This is a genomic window from Rhizobium leguminosarum (assembly GCF_002953715.1).
Lineage (GTDB): Bacteria > Pseudomonadota > Alphaproteobacteria > Rhizobiales > Rhizobiaceae > Rhizobium > Rhizobium leguminosarum_V.
In genome coordinates this window covers 1,079,622-1,098,158 of the sequence record NZ_CP025013.1, presented here as the reverse complement: position 1 = coordinate 1,098,158, position 18,537 = coordinate 1,079,622, and the positions used below count along the sequence as shown (strand labels likewise).

At 60.3% G+C, this 18,537-nt stretch carries 14 protein-coding genes; 8 read left to right on the top strand and 6 right to left on the bottom strand.

Translation table 11 applies throughout. The features are described from left to right. Positions 1-273: 273 nt before the first annotated feature. A complete protein-coding gene (locus tag CUJ84_RS29520; protein ID WP_105009147.1) occupies positions 274-1,587 on the bottom strand; it encodes a hypothetical protein in 1,314 nt (437 codons plus the stop codon). Between the two features lie 841 nt (positions 1,588-2,428). On the opposite strand from CUJ84_RS29520, the gene CUJ84_RS29515 reads away from it, so the two are divergent. Then, entirely contained in the window at positions 2,429-4,222 is a 1,794-nt protein-coding gene (locus CUJ84_RS29515; protein WP_432444918.1) for an ArnT family glycosyltransferase, read from the top strand. Between the two features lie 181 nt (positions 4,223-4,403). Here CUJ84_RS29515 and CUJ84_RS29510 read toward each other — a convergent pair whose 3' ends face one another. Both CUJ84_RS29510 and CUJ84_RS29505 read right to left on the bottom strand, forming a co-directional pair. Further along, complete coding sequence (locus tag CUJ84_RS29510) at positions 4,404-5,174, bottom strand: alpha/beta fold hydrolase (protein WP_105009146.1); 771 nt, start codon at positions 5,172-5,174, stop codon at positions 4,404-4,406. A 185-nt stretch (positions 5,175-5,359) separates the two neighbouring features. Further along, positions 5,360-6,112 (bottom strand): SDR family oxidoreductase, encoded by a 753-nt coding sequence (locus CUJ84_RS29505; RefSeq protein WP_105009215.1) that lies wholly within the window; start codon positions 6,110-6,112, stop codon positions 5,360-5,362. Between the two features lie 413 nt (positions 6,113-6,525). Here CUJ84_RS29505 and CUJ84_RS29500 point away from each other — a divergent pair, with 413 nt between their 5' ends. The 7 genes from CUJ84_RS29500 to CUJ84_RS29465 all read left to right on the top strand — a co-directional run bounded on the left by CUJ84_RS29500 (position 6,526) and on the right by CUJ84_RS29465 (position 14,222). Beyond that, a complete protein-coding gene (locus CUJ84_RS29500) occupies positions 6,526-10,164 on the top strand; it encodes a PAS domain-containing protein (RefSeq protein WP_105009145.1) in 3,639 nt (1,212 codons plus the stop codon). Next, positions 10,161-10,802, top strand: a complete 642-nt coding sequence (locus CUJ84_RS29495; RefSeq protein WP_105009144.1) for a response regulator transcription factor — start codon at positions 10,161-10,163, stop codon at positions 10,800-10,802. Before CUJ84_RS29500 ends, CUJ84_RS29495 begins: the two co-directional genes overlap by 4 nt. A gap of 2 nt (positions 10,803-10,804) precedes the next feature. After that, complete coding sequence (locus tag CUJ84_RS29490) at positions 10,805-11,182, top strand: response regulator (protein WP_105009143.1); 378 nt, start codon at positions 10,805-10,807, stop codon at positions 11,180-11,182. A gap of 1 nt (position 11,183) precedes the next feature. Then, complete coding sequence (locus CUJ84_RS29485; protein WP_105009142.1) at positions 11,184-11,876, top strand: response regulator transcription factor; 693 nt, start codon at positions 11,184-11,186, stop codon at positions 11,874-11,876. A gap of 267 nt (positions 11,877-12,143) precedes the next feature. Continuing rightward, positions 12,144-12,500 (top strand): ArsR/SmtB family transcription factor, encoded by a 357-nt coding sequence (locus CUJ84_RS29480; protein WP_105009141.1) that lies wholly within the window; start codon positions 12,144-12,146, stop codon positions 12,498-12,500. 446 nt (positions 12,501-12,946) lie between these two features. Continuing rightward, positions 12,947-13,612 (top strand): nitroreductase, encoded by a 666-nt coding sequence (locus CUJ84_RS29470; protein ID WP_105009139.1) that lies wholly within the window; start codon positions 12,947-12,949, stop codon positions 13,610-13,612. Between the two features lie 37 nt (positions 13,613-13,649). After that, positions 13,650-14,222, top strand: a complete 573-nt coding sequence (locus CUJ84_RS29465) for an NADPH-dependent FMN reductase (protein ID WP_105009138.1) — start codon at positions 13,650-13,652, stop codon at positions 14,220-14,222. A gap of 182 nt (positions 14,223-14,404) precedes the next feature. Here CUJ84_RS29465 and CUJ84_RS29460 read toward each other — a convergent pair whose 3' ends face one another. The 3 genes from CUJ84_RS29460 to CUJ84_RS29450 are packed head-to-tail and all read right to left on the bottom strand — an operon-like array spanning position 14,405 to position 18,534. Beyond that, positions 14,405-15,592, bottom strand: coding sequence for a galactarate dehydratase (locus tag CUJ84_RS29460; RefSeq protein ID WP_094088189.1), 1,188 nt, complete (start codon positions 15,590-15,592; stop codon positions 14,405-14,407). A 12-nt stretch (positions 15,593-15,604) separates the two neighbouring features. Then, the gene (locus CUJ84_RS29455; RefSeq protein WP_105009137.1) at positions 15,605-16,816 is read right to left on the bottom strand and encodes a mandelate racemase/muconate lactonizing enzyme family protein; all 1,212 of its coding nucleotides are present in this window, start codon (positions 16,814-16,816) and stop codon (positions 15,605-15,607) included. Then, entirely contained in the window at positions 16,813-18,534 is a 1,722-nt protein-coding gene (locus CUJ84_RS29450) for an ABC transporter ATP-binding protein (protein WP_105009136.1), read from the bottom strand. Before CUJ84_RS29450 ends, CUJ84_RS29455 begins: the two co-directional genes overlap by 4 nt. Positions 18,535-18,537: the final 3 nt, after the last annotated feature.

Below are 18,537 nucleotides of genomic sequence, written 5' to 3'. Positions count from 1 at the left end.
GATCTTTTTCCCAAGTAACTGCGCAATTTTGAACGAAAGCGCTTCAGTTGCGCAGTTACTATATGCCTCGATTCGTTACCAATTTACAAATGCTTAACCAAACCGCCCGTTTCAGACCGCCGAGACGGCTCGCGACCTGAGACAGATTTCAGGTGATTCGCGCATTGCCGACGGCTCGAAGTGACTGATAACCACGGTGGCTTTCCGCCCGACCGGGAGGTCAATCAGGTCGCCGTATAAATCCAATTTATCAATAGCTTGGACGCTGTCTGGCTATTTCCCGTCGTCCTTCAGGTAATTGCTGCCGTTGATCACCAGAAGCCCATCGGAGCCTTTGTCCGGCTCGAATATGCTCATGGTCTCCATCTTGCCGCTCGCGTCGGTCAGGTCGAGACGATAGCCGGAAAGCTTGTAGCGCCCACTTGCGCCCGGCCGGTTGCCTGATGTGGTGACGCCTGATTGCGATCCGCCGATTTCGTTCGTCATCGAGGCGCCGGACCAGCCTGTGCGTTCGAAAGTACCGTTTCGATGAAGCCTCAGCGTATGGCTGGACGCCATCGATCCCGATGAGGTCGCGGTCATGCCGCTCGAGGCGAAGGTGGATACCCATTCGCCGTCAAGCGTCGTGCCCTCATCAAACGGCGGTGCGGCGCGGTAGTCTGCCTCGGCAATCACCAGGTCTTCGCCCTTTTTCGAGAATGGTTTCGTCTCGATCTCGATCGTGCCGTAGGCAGAGGTGACACTGCGCATTTCGATCGACCCGGCGGAAGAGAAAAAACCGCCGCCGACAAGCTTGTAGAGGCCGCAATCGGTCGGGGTCTCCTTGCAATGTTCGGTGATGCTCCGGCCGCCCTTCGGCAGTTCTGTGCTGAACAGCCCCTTCGGGTCGAACATGCTGATCGTGCTGTCCGAATAAAAATCCATGCCGCCAAAGACATTCGGCCGGATACCGGTATCGAGATGGGTGAAGACGCCGTCCAGCCCGCCGTCGCCGCTCGTCGGCACGAGGTCGAAATCCTTGTCGGAAGGATCAAGCTTCACCGAGCGGACCAGGGCAGCGAAATCGGCCTCGGCGCTACTGCTTCTCTCACCGTTCACATTCAGCAGCACGAGCTGCAGAAAGGCCTGCCGCTTGTCGCCGGCGATGCCGACGACGATCTGGCTGATGCTCACGTTCTTCTGATGGACGCAGCAGCGTTCTTCCACGCGGATGTCATAGCCGTTTACCGTGACCCCGTAGTGCTTGATCAGAATATCTTCCTTCGCCATGTCGGGCAGCGTCGCGACGAAGGTCTTCATACCGGCCTGCAGGGAATTACGCGCTGCCGGGAGCGGCTTAGTGATCTGCGTCAGAGCACTGCCGCGCTTGCCGTCCTCCGTTTCCGGAAAATCCTTCTGGAGCATGAAGAGATTGCCCTTGCCCGCCTTCCTCCAACCGGAGGCAGGGTCGGGCAGCGTCACCGTCAGGCCGCCGACATCGACTGGTGCGGCGAATGATTGAGGGCTGAACAGGAGGGTGACGAGAACGAGAATGAAACCCAAGCCTGATCTGACCCGACCGCCCCGATCGATCTGTGCCTTACCCATGCACGCCTCCCCTCCTTTTCGACTGCCGCCGACGGAATTTGGAGCGGGGTGCGACGAGTTCAACCCTGAGCTTCATAAAGGTTTCTTGAACGCTTCGAGGCGGTGAAGCCCGGCGACTTAGGTGAAAACGTCCAAACCTCCGGCGTCGCGCCCCTCGACCTTCCGACGGACGCCGTTCTCAGCATCGGGCGGCAGGGTGCGCCTCAGCATCACGGGTCTGCACCGGCCCAACGTTGACTTACCCGGCAAATGAATGTTTGCCATTTCTTGTTTTGCAGTGCACAATATTTGCTGCTAACAGGGACGTGAGCCGGTGAGAATTTGCATCTACAAATCAGATGAAGTTCCTGAAGTAACGCTTTTTTTGCGAGAAGGCGTACCGGTGCCCGCACATCCGAAGAGTCAAAAGTGGCGGCACATAAAAGCGGTCGTTGGCGAAGAGGTAAGGGCGGACCTTCTGACGCAAATAGAGATCGGCAATGGCTGTCTTTTTGTCAAGCTTGGGGCATCCCCGAAGCACTGATCCAGGCTGCTGGAGTTGAGCGCTGTTCGGCCGACATGGAAATATGCTCGCTCATTATCGTGCCCGCCGCCAGATCACCAATCGGGTGTCCTCCAGCAGGGTGCCGATAGCGGCGTGCATATCGCCCTTGGATTGGCGATCACCTGCTCACGCTCATCGTCTCCCACGGCTTCGCTGATCGGCGGCTCGCGCATCTCCGCACTCCATATCTCAGTTTTCAGATTGGCAGCCGCCCGCCGACGTTCTTATTATGTTCGCATGAATCAATAATCAATCTGGGTGAATTGCTTTTTAAGGCTTTGCTGATGAACTGCCATCATGACAAAGCCGCCCCGCAAGCCGTCCGAGCCGCTGCTCGGTGAAGCCTACGAGCAGCTCCGCAGCCGACCGCGCCGGCGGCGAGATCCCGCTCAGCCTAATCTTCCTCACGATCCGATGCCGGCGCGTATCGCGCCGCCTCGGGCGTCACGGAGGACAGGGTTTCAGAGGACGGACGACCTGGAATTGAAACAGGCCGAAGGTCAGCAATACCCGCAGCAGACGACCGACCGGGACATGGCTGCTCGCAACTACCTCAACACGGCGATCTTGCTGGGGATCCTGTTTATTGCGATCGTCTTCAGATTCCACAAGATCACCTTGCCGCTGGTCGACGGCTTCAGCTGGCGCGAGATAAGCACCGCAATGATGGCCGACAATTTCCAGCAGCGCAGCTGGAACATCTTCTTTCCGGAGGTCAGCTGGACCGGGCCTGGGCCAAGCTATCAGGGCCGCGAGTTCCAGATCGTCAGCTATCTCACAGCCCTGCTCTACCAACTCTTCGGTTGGCACGACTGGTTCGGCCGCATGGTTGCGGCCTTCTTCGGTCTGGTGACGGTGTTTTCGCTGCACAGGCTAACCGCGCTCTGCTGGGACGAGATGCATGCCCACGCGGCAGCACTTGCCTACGCGCTGATGCCGGCGACAATCATGATCGACAGCTCGTTTCTTCCCGATCCCGCGATGCTGGCCTTGGTGACTCTTGGCGTCTGGCTGTTCGCCAAATACTGGGCCGGCGGCAGCGGCTGGCTCTTGCCGGTCGCAACGGTAAGCTTCACGCTCGGTGTGCTGTCAAAGCCACCAGGCATCGCTGCCGGTGCCGTCATCTTCTATCTGATGGTCTGCTGGATTCTGGAGAAGAAGCGAAAGCAGGCGACCTGGGTCTTCCTGTCGGGGATCTTGAGCCTGGCCATCATCGGCGCTTATTTCAGCTGGGCGATTTATCTCGGCCGCAGCTATCCGCCGTTTCATGTCGCCGGCAGCGGCGGTTATATCTGGGATTTCGGCTTCTGGACATACTTCAGGAACGGCTTCTACTTCAAATCCGCGTGGAACACCTCGGTCTTGTGGTTCTACGGCTATCCGTTCATGGTGCTGCTCGCGGTCGGCTTGTGGATACCGCCCAGACCCGCCGAAGACCCGAAGCAATGCACCCTTTCGCGCATTCCCTATGTGTGGTCGGCTGCGGCCATGATCGTTTATCTGGCGGCGGCGGGCGAGATCACTAGCAATGTGTGGAACTTCCACATCTTCGATGTGCCGGTCGCGATGTTCTGCGGCCGCGGCGCGCTTCTTCTGGCAGCGCTTGCATCGGGAACCGTTCTAACGCCTGCGGTCGTGCTTCGCTCGATCTGCATCGCGGCCCTCGCGCTTGTCTGGTCGACCTTTCCCCTCGTCAGGACGATGAAGAAGCCAATCGCCATGAACGGCAAGCTGCTTGGCGAGGAACTGGCGCGGCTGGCGCAACCGGGCGACCTTGTCGTTGCCATCGCGCCCGAGGTCGGCGATCCCGTCGCAGTCTACTACAGCAGGGCGCGCGGCTGGGTGTTCCCGCCTGGCGGAGGCGATGTCGAATGGTCGAAATTCGTCGCGGATGACGCCACCGCGATCGCGCAGCTCGAGGAACTGCGCGCGCAGGGCGCGGATCTGTTCGGCGCGGCCAAGAACGCCGTCGACAAGCAGGACCGGCTGTTCGTCGAGCATCATGATGGTGTCATCGACTATCTGGACAAGACCGCAACCAAGCTTGTGGATTCGGATGATTTGCTGGTCTACAGGATCACGCGTCCATGAGAGCCGAGACAGTCTTGGGTCTTGGGCCTTGGGCCTTGGGCCTTGGGCCTTGGGCCTTGGGCCTTGGATAGGATAAGGCCCGACGGTTCGAGAGAAAAGGGAGTTCGGCATCTCGCGTTGCGTATTGCCTTACCACGACCGGATCAGTGCTGATCCGGCCGCGGAGCCGCAGCTACGCCGTTTATTTGCTGGACGCAGCGTCTTCGATGACCTTCGCGACCTTATCGGGATGAGAGACCATCACGACGTGAGACGCGCCTTTAACCACGACCGTCTCTTTCGAGTCCGCCCGATCCGCCATCCATGCGAGCGCTGCCGGCGGTATGTTCTTATCCGCGTCACCATAGACGAACCAGGACGGGATCTTCTTCCAGCTCGCCGCAGTCGAGGCCTCGCCAAGAGCCTTATCAGTGATGGGGCGCTGTGTTGCGGCCATCAGCTTGCCCTCCGCCTTGGATACATCTGCAGCGAATTGATCGTGAAACGCGCTCTGCTTGATGTACAGGTCCTTTACTCCACCATCCAACGGGACGGGTTCAGCAAGGGTCGGTGCGAGCGTGCTTCCCGGAAACTTACCTGAAAGCGCGACGGCAGTGTCCCCAACATCAGGCGCGAAGGCCGCGACGAAGACGAGTGATTTGACATTGGCGCTGCCTGCTGCGGCCTGGTTGATGACTGAGCCGCCGTAGGAGTGACCAACGAGAACAACGTCCGTCTTCAATCCCGCGACCACTTTGCGCACGTAATCGCCATCCGACGTTACGCTTCGAAGCGGATTGGCAACCGCCACCACTGGATATCCATCCCTTTCGAGACGTGTAATTACGCCATTCCAACTGGAGGCATCGGCGAATGCGCCATGCACAAGGACGACCGTCGGCTTCTCGGCCGCGTAGGCATTCAAAACGCTTCCCGCAGCGATTGCGGCGGCGGCAACAAACATCTTCAACATAGCTTGACTCCATTTATCTCGGATACGATTATTTAATGCACAATCATTTTGAAAGCAAGTCTTGAAATCCCTGTTCACCTCGATTTGAAGATTGCGATGAGCCATTGGGGCCGCACTCACTGATCAAACCGGACTCGGCAACTATGCCGGTCCATCGTCGCATCCGGCTCCAAAAGCCGCACGGCCTACTCCCCCATCGATTGGTTGAGCCAGTCGGATAGCTTCTTGGCCGCCACCCGCGCACCGGCTTCAGGAAGCAGCGCGTCTTCAGTCAATTCAACCCCGAAATACGATGCGGATGGATCCGTTACGACCTGCCGCTCATCCTCATTCGCGGTGAGATAGATCCGGGCGGTTTCGTCGATACCGAATTGTTCCGGGCCACTGATTTCGGCGATATCGTCCAACGGCATTCCGACTGCCAATTCCGCCAGCAATGCGGCGACGTCGCTCGCTGCGACCGGCCTTATGAATGCCGGGGGCAATCGAAATACATCACCATCAGCACCGGTGTCGATCAATCCGCTGATGAAGTCGTAAAACTGTGTGGAGCGGAGAATCGTATAGGGTCGGCTTGAAGCCCTGATGAGGTTTTCCTGCACCATTTTCGCACGAAAATAATCGCTTTCCACGAGGCGCGGCGTGCCGACGACAGAGAGTGCAAGATAGTGCCTGACGCCAGCCTCGGTCGCGGCCGCGAGCAAATTCCTTGTCGAAGCCTTGAAAAAATCCAGTGCAGCACTGTCGCCGAATGATGCGGCATTGGTCACATCGACAATGACTTGGGTTCCCGCCACGGCCGCTTCGAGGCCCTTGCCCGAAACCGTATCGACACCCAGCGACAATGATGCGGCCATTACCTCGTGACCTGAACGGCGCAAGTTCTCGCTGAGCCGCGTTCCGATAAGGCCACTTGCTCCAACCACCGTGATTTTCATATCAGCATCCTCCATCGCATGCCGTCTTCCTAAAACCGCGGCACCCTTTCGGGCAACATGCATTACCGCCGCCGAGTTGCGCGGCGCGAACGGCGACACAATGACCGGATAGCCAGCCCCCTTCTACTATGTAAGAGGTCTAGCGGCTTAGCCGTAGGATATAGCGGAGCCAGCCCGAAGGTTAGGATGACCGACCGGCAAGACGGAACGACATGTCGGTCTTCGCTCGCGCCGAAAATTCCGACCCCGCGCGGCGGCTACATCCCCGCTCAATGCATGGGTTTCCATGAGTTGCGGTTGTAGTGTGACGGGGTTACGCTTCGATCATGAGCCCGCCAGACCCGAAACCGAGAACAACGACAGTACGAAACGCTGACGATCGCCTGGCTTTGTCTGCCCGGCAGGAACAGCTGATGATCAGCGTCTGGTCGCACCGCCCTCGACCCCTGCATCTGGGGCTTTTCATCGCGGCCTATGTGCTGGCCTGCGGATTCGCGCAGTCGCTCGCAATCGTCCCTGGAACCGGTATTTCCATCTGGCCTGCGGCGGGGCTTTTCATCGCGACACTTGTCCTCGCCTCCCGCTACAGCTGGCCCTGGTGGGTACTGGGGGGCTGCCTGGCTGAACTGTTCAGCAATTACTTATGGTTCCACAGCCCCCTGCCCGCGGCCTTTCTGATCTACATCGGCAACGCCCTTGAAGCGGTGGCCGGGGCATGGCTCGTCAACCGGACCTTGACGCGGCCAGTTCGGTTGGAAACCTTGCAGGACGTTTTCGCATTTGTCGTACTGGGCGCCGGGATTGCGCCCATCGTCAGTGCGACCGTGGGAAGTGCGACACTGGCGTGGTTTGGCATACAATCGCAGTCTTTCTCCGCAGCTTGGCCTCTATGGTGGATCGGAGACGCCACCGGCGTCTTGATTGTAGCGCCGCTGGCACTGGTTGTGTTTCAAAGCTGGCGCGGCAAGACCCGGCTCTCAGCAACGCAATGGGTGGAGGCTTGCGTCCTTGGGTTGATCTTTCTCGGCGTTGCCGGTCTTTCTCTGAGCGGCTACCTCCCCTTCGCATACATCATCATGCCGCCCCTTCTTTGGGCTGCGGTTCGCTTCGAGTTCAAAGGCGCTGCCGTATCCTTGGCTCTCCTCGCCCTGATCACGGCGCTGTTCACGATAACAGGCACCAGCCAGTTTGCCGGCGATCCCGAGTTCCAGAAGCACAAGCAGGTCATGCTGCAGCTTTTTCTGGCGATCTCGGCATTTTCGGCGCTCATCGTGGCTGCCATATCCCGGCAGCACCAGCTGGCAGTGCTCACATTGCGCCAAAGCCTGGATACGCTGCGCGACCGTGAGCGGGAACTCTCGCAGCTCGTGGATATGGTTCCGAGCCACGTCTGGCGTCTGACCCCCGACGGCGAACCGACCTTCTTCAACAAACGGATGGTCGATTTTCTCGGTCTTGACGTCGCGGACTCGGACAAACCCGGCGTGAACCGGCTGGAGGCGGTCCTGGAGACCATCGTTCATCCCGAGGATGCAGCGGGATTCAGGAATGCCCTTCGCCATTGCCTCGTCACCGGTGAGAGCTTCGCCACGCGGTATCGACTGCGTCGCGCCGACGGCCTCTATCGCTGGATGTCGAGCCGTGCCGAACCGATGCGGGATCAGTCGGGGCATATCGTCCAGTGGTACGGTCTTTGTCACGACATCGACGATCAGGTTCATGCCGAAGAGGCTGTGCGGCGGAGCCAACAACAGCTTCAGCAGATCATAGACGCCGTGCCGGTCCGGATCTGGAGTGTGGAGCCTACCGGCGGCTCATTCTATTTCAATAAGCGGTATCAGGATCATTTCCGCTCCGTTATCGCCAATTTCGACACTCTCGGTGAACCGCGCATCGACGATCTGCTGCAGCAGCTGGTTCATCCCGAAGACGCTCCCGATATCCTGCGTACACTCAGGAACTGCTTCGAAACCGGCGATGGCTCCGCGATGCGATTTCGCTGGCGCGAAAAGGATGACGTCTACCGCTGGGCGGAATGCCGGGTGGAGCCCCGGCACGACGAAGACGGAACGGTCGCGGAATGGTATGGCGTTTCGCTCGACATCGACGATGAGGTACGCGCGCTGGAGGCGTTGCGCAATCGGGAGCAGGAGCTGTCGCTGCTCGTCGACGTGGTCCCCGTCCACATTGCCCGCATGGCGCCCAATGGCGAACCGACCTTCTTCAGCAAGCGCACCTTGGAATCCATCGGCGTGGATAACGTCGCGGCCTGGGACAAGCCGGAGATCAGCCGCTCGGCAGCCATCATCGGGGCGACAGTCCATCCCGAGGATGCGCCCCGCATGAAAGAGATTCTCGGCCACGCCCTCGCCACCGGCGAGCCCTACACCATAAGATACCGCCGACGCCGGGCCGACGGCGTATATCGATGGATGGAAGGCCGCGCAGAACCGCTGCGGGATCAAAATGGAGCGATCTTGCAATGGTACGCGGCGGCAATCGATATCGATGACGAAGTGCGCGCGCAGCAAGCGCTTCGCGAGCGGGAACGGGAGCTGTCGACGCTCGTCGACATCGTTCCGAGTCTGCTCTGGCGGCTGGATCCGAGCGGCGAGCCGACTTTTTTCAACAGGCGCCTGATCGATTTTCTCGGTCTTGATATGACGGAAATGGACAAGACGGGGATGAGCCGGCTGGCGGCTCTCATAGAAGCCGCCATCCATCCCGACGATGCAGAAAGCCTTGCCGAAGCCCTCAATCATTCCTTCGCAACCGGCGCGCGCTTCTCCAAACAGTATCGCCTGCGGCGCGCCGATGGCGTCTATCGCTGGGTGAAGGGCAGCGCCGAGCCGCTGCGGGACGAAAACGGGCGGATCGTCCAGTGGTACGGTCTCTCGCATGACATCGATGATCAACTGCGCGTCGAGGAGGCGTTGCGAGAGAGGGAACGCTCGCTCTGGCAGATCGTCGAAACGCTGCCGGCAATGATCGATTGCGCAGCTCCTGATGGAGAACCCGTCTATCGCAATCCTCAGCTTCGCGACTTTCTCGGATACAAGCTCGAAGAGCTGGACGGAACCGGCAAGTCACGGTTGGCCGGCACGCTCGACGCCGGCGTTCACCCTGACGACGTGGCCGAGGTGAAGGAGAGATATGCCCATTCGCTCGCCACCGGCGAACCCTATGCGCGCAAGCATCGCCTGCGACGGTTCGATGGCGAATATCGCTGGGTCGAGACGCGTGCCGCGCCGATGCGCAACGCCGAAGGCGCCATCGTGCAGTGGAACGTCATATGCCTTGACATCGACGGCGAGGTTCGCGTGCAAGAAGAGCTGCGTCAGGCGCAAGAGGGTCTTGCCCGAGCGAGCCAGGCGGCGAGCCTTGCCGAGCTTTCGGCCTCGATCGCCCACGAGGTGAACCAACCACTCGCGGCCGTCGTGGCCAATTCGCATGCCTGCCAGCGCTGGCTGACAGCCGACCCGCCGAACATCGAGCGGGCGCAGAGGACGGTCGAGCGCATCATCCGGGATTCCAACTCGGCGGCGGACGTCGTCAGCCGCATTCGCGCCTTGTTCAAGCAATCCGTAGACAGGAGGATCCAAACGACGCTCTCCAGCATCATCGATGAAGCGCGCAACCTTATGGCCGACGAGGCGTCGCGGCGTCGCGTCCGGATCGACGTGGACATCGACCGCAACCTTCCGCTCGTCGCAATCGACCGCGTCCAGATCCAGCAGGTTCTGATCAATCTCATCCGCAACGGCATCGAGGCGATGGAAGCCATTGCAGGCGACAAGGTGATCGAAATGCGCGTGCACCAGGTGGGGAATGGCATCCAGACCGAAATCAGCGATCGCGGCCAGGGTATCGCGTTTCCCGAGAGGATGTTCGAGCCGTTCTTCACGACGAAGGAAAATGGCATGGGCATGGGGCTGGCAATCTGCCGCTCGATCGTCGAGCTGCATGGCGGACGATTGTGGGCGGAGAAGAACAATCCGCACGGAGCGACGTTGCTCTTCACCTTGCCCATAGAAACGAAGGCGGCGTCATGACGGCGGATGACCATATTGTCTTCATCGTCGATGACGATGAACGCATTCGGGAAGCCCTCGGCGAGCTGCTGGAATCGCATGGCATGCGCGCCATCGCCTTCGAATCGGCCTGTGATTACGTCAGAGCCGACAAGCCTGACGTCCCCGCCTGCCTCATCCTCGATATCGAGCTGCCTGACATCAACGGCCTCGATCTGCAAAAACAGATCGCCGACAGGGACCATCCGCCGATCGTCTTCATCACAGGACACGGCGACATCCCCTCCTCCGTGCGTGCGATCAAGCATGGCGCGGTGGATTTCCTGACCAAACCCTTCAGCGACGCGGACCTGATGGCGGCAATTCATGCGGCGATCGCTGAGGATCGGGAAAAGAGGTCGCAACGCGCCGAACTCCACATGCTGAGGCAACACTATCTCGACCTGACGCCGCGAGAGCGCGAGGTGCTGCCGCTCGTCGTCAGCGGCCTTCTCAACAAGCAGGCAGCAGCCGAATTGGGGATCAGCGAAGTGACGCTGCAGATCCATAGAAGAAATGTGATGCAGAAAATGGCGGCGGCATCGCTCGCCGATCTCGTCCGGATCGCGGAGAGATTGGAAATACCGATAACCCACTCGCGCCGAGTGGGAGGGAATTGAACATGAACAAGACAAGACACGTCGTGGCAATTGTCGATGACGATCCAAGGTTGCTCGAATCGATGGGCGACCTTCTGGAATCCGCGGGTTATGTGGCTCGCAGCTTCTCGTCGGCGGGCTCGCTGCTCGTCAACGGGCTGTCGGACCTCGACCTGCTCATCACCGATATCGGAATGCCTGGCATCGACGGTTTCGAACTTCGCGACCTGGTGAGGAAATCACGGCCGGAGCTGCCGGTATTCCTGATCACGGGCCGCCACGAGATAGCAGATCAGGGCCGCGCTCAAGGCGTGGGCGGATTTTTCCGCAAGCCTTTCGATGCCCAGGCCCTGCTGGCGGCCATCGCCAAAGCCTTGCATAAATCGACAGATGGAGGGTAACATGAGAGTTGACCAGCCGTTGCTGCGGAGATCGGCGCCGTTATCATTGCAGCGCAGTTATGAAGAGAACCAGCCGCTCGTCATTATCGTCGATGACGACGCCTCCGTTCGCGAAGCGCTGTCGGAGCTGATCCTGTCGGCTGGTTTCCAGTCGACCAGTTTTGCCTCGACCCGCGAACTGCTTGATGCCGATATATTGGACAGCCCCGGCTGCCTGATCCTCGATGTGCGCATGCCGGGAGCAAGCGGTCTCCACCTGCAGAGTCACCTGGCCGAACAGGGCATTTCCAAGCCGATCATCTTCCTGACCGGGCATGGCGACATTCCGATGACCGTTCAGGCGATGAAGGCCGGCGCTGTAGACTTTCTTACCAAACCGGTGCGGGACCAGACCCTGCTCGACGCCATCACAGCGGCCATTGCGATGGATGCCGAACGAAGGGCCGAAGCCGCGGTCGCCGAGCGCAATATCAAGCGCTTGGAGACGCTGACGCAGCGCGAGCGCGAGGTTCTGCATGAAGTGGCGCACGGTCGCCTCAACAAGCAGATCGCCTTCGATCTCGGCATCAGCGAAGTGACGGTCAAGCTGCATCGCAGCAATGTCATGCACAAGATGGAGGCCGCCTCCATCGGCGAATTGATCCGAGCGTGGGAAACACTGCCCGCGCAAATGCGCCAGGCTGGCGCGCGCTAAAACGCGTCGCGTCAATCCGGATCATCGACGCGCTTTAAGTCTTTGATTTATGCTTTTAGCCGCGTGTCTTCCAAAAGTGGAAGATGCCGGCCTCGAACATCATCTGCGGCCGCTGTCCATTTGAGGCGAGTCGTATCCGATTTGCGCCAAAAAAGACGACGCGGCGCCGGCAAAGGGTTTCGCTCTCGCACCCATGCGTTAATCCTAAATTAAAGCTCGGCGATATGACTTGGTGCCCGGCTTTGGTTCCCCAAAGGAGATCACGCCGTGAACAATCAATCGTCAACCGCGCCTTCCCCTGAAACCAACGCCTTCGAAAACGAAGCAAACTTCCTGTCGGCCATGGGGAACGCCAAACGGCTTCACATTCTGCATCTGCTGGCCGAGGGAGAAATGTCCGTGACCTTCCTGGCCGACGAGGTGGGATTGAGCCAATCTTCGACTTCGCAGCATCTGGCAATTCTTCGAGAACAGGAACTCGTGCAGACGCGACGAGCCGCCCAGACGATCTACTATTCACTTCAATCCGGCGCGGCCAGGGCGATACTCGATACGCTCGCTGACATCTTCGGATCGTACTCTCGCACCGAAGTAGACTGTGTCCAAGCCGTGAGCACCCAATGAAAATGACGAAACATTGATCCTGCAGCTGATGATTGGCGCCGCGGCAGCGAAGAGCAGCGCAATGGCGAAGAACGCGGTTTCGAGGAGATGACTGCGGCTTGAGCGTAAGCGCCAAGTCCCGCGATGCTTCGCCTACATGCCCTCGAACGCATCGATCCCTGATGTACATTTGATGTACGCCTCCTAGACCACGGTGTGATTACGCCTCCTTCGCGAATGGAGATAATGAACCACATCAGGAACGGAACAGTCAGGACGAACGACCATGAGTATGGACAACACCTCATACCCCGGTAGACCGGAACCCGGCGAGCTGGCTCCGCTGCGTTATGTGCTTGATATCGGCGAGATTGACATAAAGGTGGTCGGCGATGGGGTGCTAATGCTGCCAGGCGCGATGTTGGGCCACAACGCTGACCCGGCCGTCCGGGCGGACGGAGGCGACCATGGACGTATATGAGGCAGTCAAAAGTCGACGGTCGGTGCGAGGGTTCAAAGACGAGCCTGTGGACAGGGAGGTGCTTGAGCGTGTGCTGTCCGCCGCAGCTTGGTCGCCGTCAGGATCGAACATCCAGCCGTGGAATACCTACGTGATGACCGGCGCATCGCTGGCAGAGCTCAAGACGTCCGCCGTCGAGCGCGTGGCCCATGGTGACCCCTGGGACAAGCGGCAGTACGAGATGTACCCGCACGAGCTGAAGCCCCCCTACGGGGAGCGCCGGTCCACCTTCGGCAAGGAGCGCTACAGCGCGCTCGGCATTGCGCGCGAGGACTGGGAGGCGCGCCAGCGGGCAGCAATCGCCAACTGGAACTGTTTCGGCGCGCCCGCCGCCCTGTTCTGCTACATCGACCGTGACCTGGGCCTACCCCAATGGGCCGACGTCGGCATGTATCTGCAGACCATCATGCTGCTGCTCCGCGCCGAAGGTCTGCACAGTTGCCCGCAGATGGCGTGGTCGCAGGTTCGCGAGACGGTCGCCGAGGTCCTCTCACCCCCGGACGGGCTCATCCTCTTCTGCGGCATGTCGATCGGCTACGAGGACCCCACGGTCAGTTACGCCCGTACAGGCCGCGCCCCGCTCGGCGAGACGGTCACGTTCCTCGGCGATTAGTGACTTGCCATCATCATGCGAGATATTGGAGAACGCCATGACCACGCATAAAGTAGGCTATCTCATCGGCAGCCTCGCCAAGGGCTCGATCAACCGCAAGCTCGCCAAGGCGTTGGTGCGGCTCGCCCCGCCGGAACTTGAAATGTCGGAGATATCCTTCAAGGACCTGCCGCTCTATAGCTACGACTATGACGCCGACTATCCTCCGGCTGGCAAGGCATTCAAGGCGGCGATCGCGGCCGTCGACGCCGTGCTGTTCGTCACGCCCGAATACAATCGATCCATACCCGGCGGGCTGAAAAACGCAATCGACTGGGCGAGCCGCCCCTACGGCACCAACTCGTTCACACGTAAGCCGTCAGCGGTGATCGGCACGTCGCCGGGCGCGATAGGCACGGCAGTCGCCCAGCAGAATTTGCGCAGCGTGCTCAGTTTCTGCAACTCTCCCCAGATGAATGCCCCGGAAGCCTACATCCAGTTCACTCCGGGGCTGATCACCGATGACGGCGAGGTCAGGAAAGACACCACCGCCGATTTCCTTCGCACTTTCATGCAGGACTTCCATGTCTTCATCGCAAGGGTTCGCTCAGTGCTGCCGAAAGATGCCTAGAACAGGATGATTTTAGGCCCGTCGGCCTAAAATCTGAATCCTGTTCTAAATTAAAGAGTTAGAGCATGATGTAACCCGAAAACCGCTCACACTTTTCGGCATCATGCTCTAGAAGCGTCGCGCTGCTGGAGCTGGCCGCGTCCATCCGGGCGGCCAGCTTCTGTTTAAAGCGCGCAATGCCCTCAGGCGAACGCGTAGGAGCCGTCGGGCCGCTTCGGCACGCGCCGCTGCCAATGGATGTAGCCTTCCTCTTCCATCGCCTTCTCGTCCATTTCGACGCCCCAGCCCGGCCGGTCGGGACGCAGCTCCAGATAACCGTCCTTCGGTAGATAGGGATCGACCACATAACGGGTTTCCCCCTCCCGCTTCTCGATATCGAGGCCGCCATAGACGTAGGCCTGTCCCTTTGGCAGCCGGTATTCGAGGATACGAAAATTCTGTGCCGCCGCAGAAAAATGAACGTTGACCGCCGTCGCAAGCGGACCCATCGGGTTGTGCGGCGCCACACCGACGAAGAAGGCTTCGGCGAGCGTTGCAATACGGCGCATTTCGCTGATGCCGCCGACGACGCAGATGTCGGGCTGGATGAGGTCGGCGCCCTTGACCTGCAGCAGCCGCAGGAACTCGTTTCTGTTGTAGAGCGACTCGCCGGTCGCAAGTGTGCAGTTGAGCCCCTGTTTCAGATCGCCCCAGGCCTCGATATTTTCAGGACGCAGCGGCTCCTCGAAAAACAGAGGGTCGTAGGGCGCCAAGGCATTGCCGAGTTGCCTTGCTGCGATCGGCTCGAAAATCTTCGCATGGGCGTCGAAGGCGATCTCGTATTCGTCATTGACCGTTTCGCGCAGCGAGCGGAAATAATCCGCCGAGGCTTTGACGACATTGCCCCAGCGATTGGAATGCATGTCGATACGCCAGGGGCTGAGCTTGAAGGCGGTGAAACCCCACCCCTCCTTCAGACGATCGAACTCGTCGCGGGCCGCAGGCGCATCCGGCGCGGTATAGACACCGGCATAGACCTTGATGCGGTCGCGCACTTCGCCGCCGAGCAGCTTGTAGACCGGGACATTCACCGCCTTGGCCGCAAGGTCCCACAGGCAGTGATCGAGCGCGGAGATCGCGGCAAGGCCAAGCGCCCCCGGCGGAAACCGGCTCTGCTGGATCAGCAGATTGACGAGATACTCCACGCGTGTCGGGTCCTGGCCGGAGACAAATTCGTAGAGATAATCGAGCAGCGGCGGCAGCGCCTTGTCGGGGCCGTGATTGTAGCATTCGCCCCAACCCGTCAGCCCGTCATCGGTATCGAGCGCGACGATCACGCGCGGACGGTCCTTGTCGCGGGTCATGAAAACCCGCATGCGGTCGATCTTCATCTTTCTGTCCTTCTAGCGATTGAAATAGCTGCGGCGCGACTGGCGCGTCTGCACGTAGAGATGCTCGTTGTCGGTTCCGGGATTATAGGCGCCGGCACTTTGCGGGACCGAGACATTGCCGTTGCTTGGGAAGCGCGCCACGAAGGCCTCGTCGATATCGCAGCCAAGTCCCGGGCCATCAGGAACGGCGATCAGGCCGTCGACCTGTTGCGGGTGCGACACGATCGTCTGGCGGCGGCCGTCCCAGTCATCGTCAAGGCGCTCGAGGATGAGGGCGTTCGGGATCGCCGCAAGCAGATGCAGAGCCGCATATTCCGCCACCGGCCCGAGCGAGCCCGAATGCGGCGCCATCTGGATATGATGGGCTTCGGCCATGGCCGCGATCTTCTTCATCTGTGTGATACCGCCGGCCCGGCCGGTGTCCGGCTGGATGACGTCGACCAGTTCCTTCTCGATGAGCTCACGCTCGCCGAAGATGGTCGCCGAGCGCTCGCCGGCGGCAAGCGGTACATGTGCTGCGTCGCGGATACGCCGGTAGCCGTCGATATTCTCCGGCGCGATCGGATCTTCCACCCACATCAATTCATAGGGTTCGAGCGCCCGCACCAGCCGGCAGGCATCCGCAGGCGTCAACCACGGCGGCCCATGCAGATCGATGGCGATGTCCATGTCGTCACCGACGGCGTCACGCAGCGCGGCGACCTTGCGGACCGGATCGGCGACACCGCCGCATTTGATCGCCTTTATGCCGCGCTCCTTGAGAGCAAGCGCGCGCTCGGGCGTATTCGCATGCGAATAGATCGGGATCCGGTCACGCACCTTGCCGCCGAGCAGCATCCAGACAGGCACGCCGAGCGCCTTGCCCTTGATGTCCCAAAGCGCCATGTCGATGCCGGTCATCGCACCGCCGCCGACCGTCCCGAGCATGCCATGGCCCATCATGGCGATATGCATTTTCTGCCACAGCCGCTCGGTATGGGCCGGATCTTCGCCCACGAGGAGTGGGGCGAGATCATGGATCGCCGTCTCGACGACACGCGGCCAACCCGAGCATTCACCGATGCCGGTGATACCCTCATCGGTATCGATCTTCAGAAAGAGCCAGTTTCTGGTGCCGCCGAACTGCTTGGAGGCGCCACCGCCAGAACGTTGGTCGGAAGCCCAGTTCGCCGGATCGGGCTGACCGACAAGCATGAGAAAAGTGCGGATCCCGGTGATTTTCATCGCTGAGAACTCCCATCCTTCAAAATGTCCGGCGCGACATAGCGGAAGCGCCGCGAATGATCGCGATCGCGCGGATCGGGGCGCGGGATCGCTGATATGAGCGCCTGCGTATAGGCGTGCTCAGGCGTGCGGCAGACCTTCTCCGCATCGCCGATTTCGACGAGCTGGCCTTTGTACATGACGCCGACACGGTCGCACATGTAGCGGATAACGCCGATGTCATGACTGATGAAGATGTAGGCGAGACCGAGCTCGTCCTGCAGGCGCATCAACAGATCGAGCACCTGCGAGCGCACGGAAACGTCGAGCGCCGAGGTTGCTTCATCAGCAACGATGACACGCGGATTGAGGGTGATGGCGCGGGCAATGCCGATGCGCTGGCGCTGGCCGCCGGAGAAGGCGTGCGGGTAGCGTTCGCGCGCCCTCGGATCGAGGCCAACCTGCTCCATCAGATGGCAGACGCGCTCCTCAAGCGCCCGCCCCTTTGCGACGCCATTGACGAGCAGCGGCTCGCCGATGATCTGGGAGACGGTCATGCGAGGGTTGAGAGAGCCGAAAGGATCCTGAAAAACCATCCGCAACTCCCGCCGTGCGGCGGCAAGCGTCTGCCCTTTTGCCGTTGCCAGATCGATGATGTCGCCGTCGGCGCGGCGATAGAGGATCTCGCCTGCCGTCGGATCGATCAGCCGCATGATCGAGCGACCCATCGTCGTCTTGCCGGATCCGCTCTCGCCGACGATGCCGAGCGTCTCGCCCGGCAGAAGCGAAATGGAAACATCGTCCAGCGCTTTCACCTCGCCGAAATCCATCGATACATTGCGGAGTTCGAGGATCGGTGGCGCCGTCGTGTCGAGTGGCGGGCGCGCCAGCCGGATTTCGGCCTTCGCTTCCAGCTTCAGCACCGAGCCGATCAGCATGCGGGTATAGTCGTCTTTCGGCGCATGAAAGATCTGCTCGACCGGCGCATATTCCTTGGCGACGCCGTTGTGCATGACGAGCACATCGTCGGCGATCTGCGCCACGACGCCCATGTCATGCGTAATGAACAGAACGGCCATGCCCTTGGCCTTCTGCAGCCGGGCGATCAGGTCGAGAATTTCGGCCTGGGTCGTCACGTCGAGGGCCGTGGTCGGCTCGTCGGCGATCAGCAACTGCGGTTTGCAGGCGAGCGCCATGGCAATCATCGCGCGCTGGCGCATCCCGCCGGAATATTGAAAGGCATATCGATCCAGCGCTTTATCAGGCGAAGGAATTTCGACCTGCTTGAGCAGCGATATGGCTTCAGCGCGCGCCTCTGCCTTGCTCATCCTGGTGTGAAGGCGAAGCGCCTCGACGATCTGGTTGCCGACCGTGTGGATCGGCGACAGCGACGACATCGGCTCCTGGAAGATCATCGCGATGTCGCGGCCGCGGATCGCTCGGATCTGACGCCCGCGCGGATTGAGGCTGGTCAGATCGATCGAGCCGCCGTTCTGATCGTTCAGTATGATCGATCCGCCGGATATGCGGCCGGGCGCATCGACGATCTGCAGGATCGAACGCGCCGTCACCGACTTGCCGGATCCGCTTTCGCCGACGACGCAGAGCGTCTTGCCCGGCTCGATCGAGAAAGACAGATCGCTGACGGCGCGAAAGACGCCGGTGCGCAGAGGGAACTCGACCGTCAGATTTTTCACCTGCAACAGCGGCCTGCCGGCAATGGGAAGGATATCGGTCATGCC

Coding starts and splice junctions, on each gene's coding strand:
- CUJ84_RS29520 (WP_105009147.1), bottom strand. CDS start 1,587: ATGGGTAAGGCACAGATCGATCGGGGCGGTCGGGTCAGATCAGGCTTG.
- CUJ84_RS29515 (WP_432444918.1), top strand. CDS start 2,429: ATGACAAAGCCGCCCCGCAAGCCGTCCGAGCCGCTGCTCGGTGAAGCC.
- CUJ84_RS29510 (WP_105009146.1), bottom strand. CDS start 5,174: ATGTTGAAGATGTTTGTTGCCGCCGCCGCAATCGCTGCGGGAAGCGTT.
- CUJ84_RS29505 (WP_105009215.1), bottom strand. CDS start 6,112: ATGAAAATCACGGTGGTTGGAGCAAGTGGCCTTATCGGAACGCGGCTC.
- CUJ84_RS29500 (WP_105009145.1), top strand. CDS start 6,526: ATGATCAGCGTCTGGTCGCACCGCCCTCGACCCCTGCATCTGGGGCTT.
- CUJ84_RS29495 (WP_105009144.1), top strand. CDS start 10,161: ATGACGGCGGATGACCATATTGTCTTCATCGTCGATGACGATGAACGC.
- CUJ84_RS29490 (WP_105009143.1), top strand. CDS start 10,805: ATGAACAAGACAAGACACGTCGTGGCAATTGTCGATGACGATCCAAGG.
- CUJ84_RS29485 (WP_105009142.1), top strand. CDS start 11,184: ATGAGAGTTGACCAGCCGTTGCTGCGGAGATCGGCGCCGTTATCATTG.
- CUJ84_RS29470 (WP_105009139.1), top strand. CDS start 12,947: ATGGACGTATATGAGGCAGTCAAAAGTCGACGGTCGGTGCGAGGGTTC.
- CUJ84_RS29465 (WP_105009138.1), top strand. CDS start 13,650: ATGACCACGCATAAAGTAGGCTATCTCATCGGCAGCCTCGCCAAGGGC.
- CUJ84_RS29460 (WP_094088189.1), bottom strand. CDS start 15,592: ATGAAGATCGACCGCATGCGGGTTTTCATGACCCGCGACAAGGACCGT.
- CUJ84_RS29455 (WP_105009137.1), bottom strand. CDS start 16,816: ATGAAAATCACCGGGATCCGCACTTTTCTCATGCTTGTCGGTCAGCCC.
- CUJ84_RS29450 (WP_105009136.1), bottom strand. CDS start 18,534: ATGACCGATATCCTTCCCATTGCCGGCAGGCCGCTGTTGCAGGTGAAA.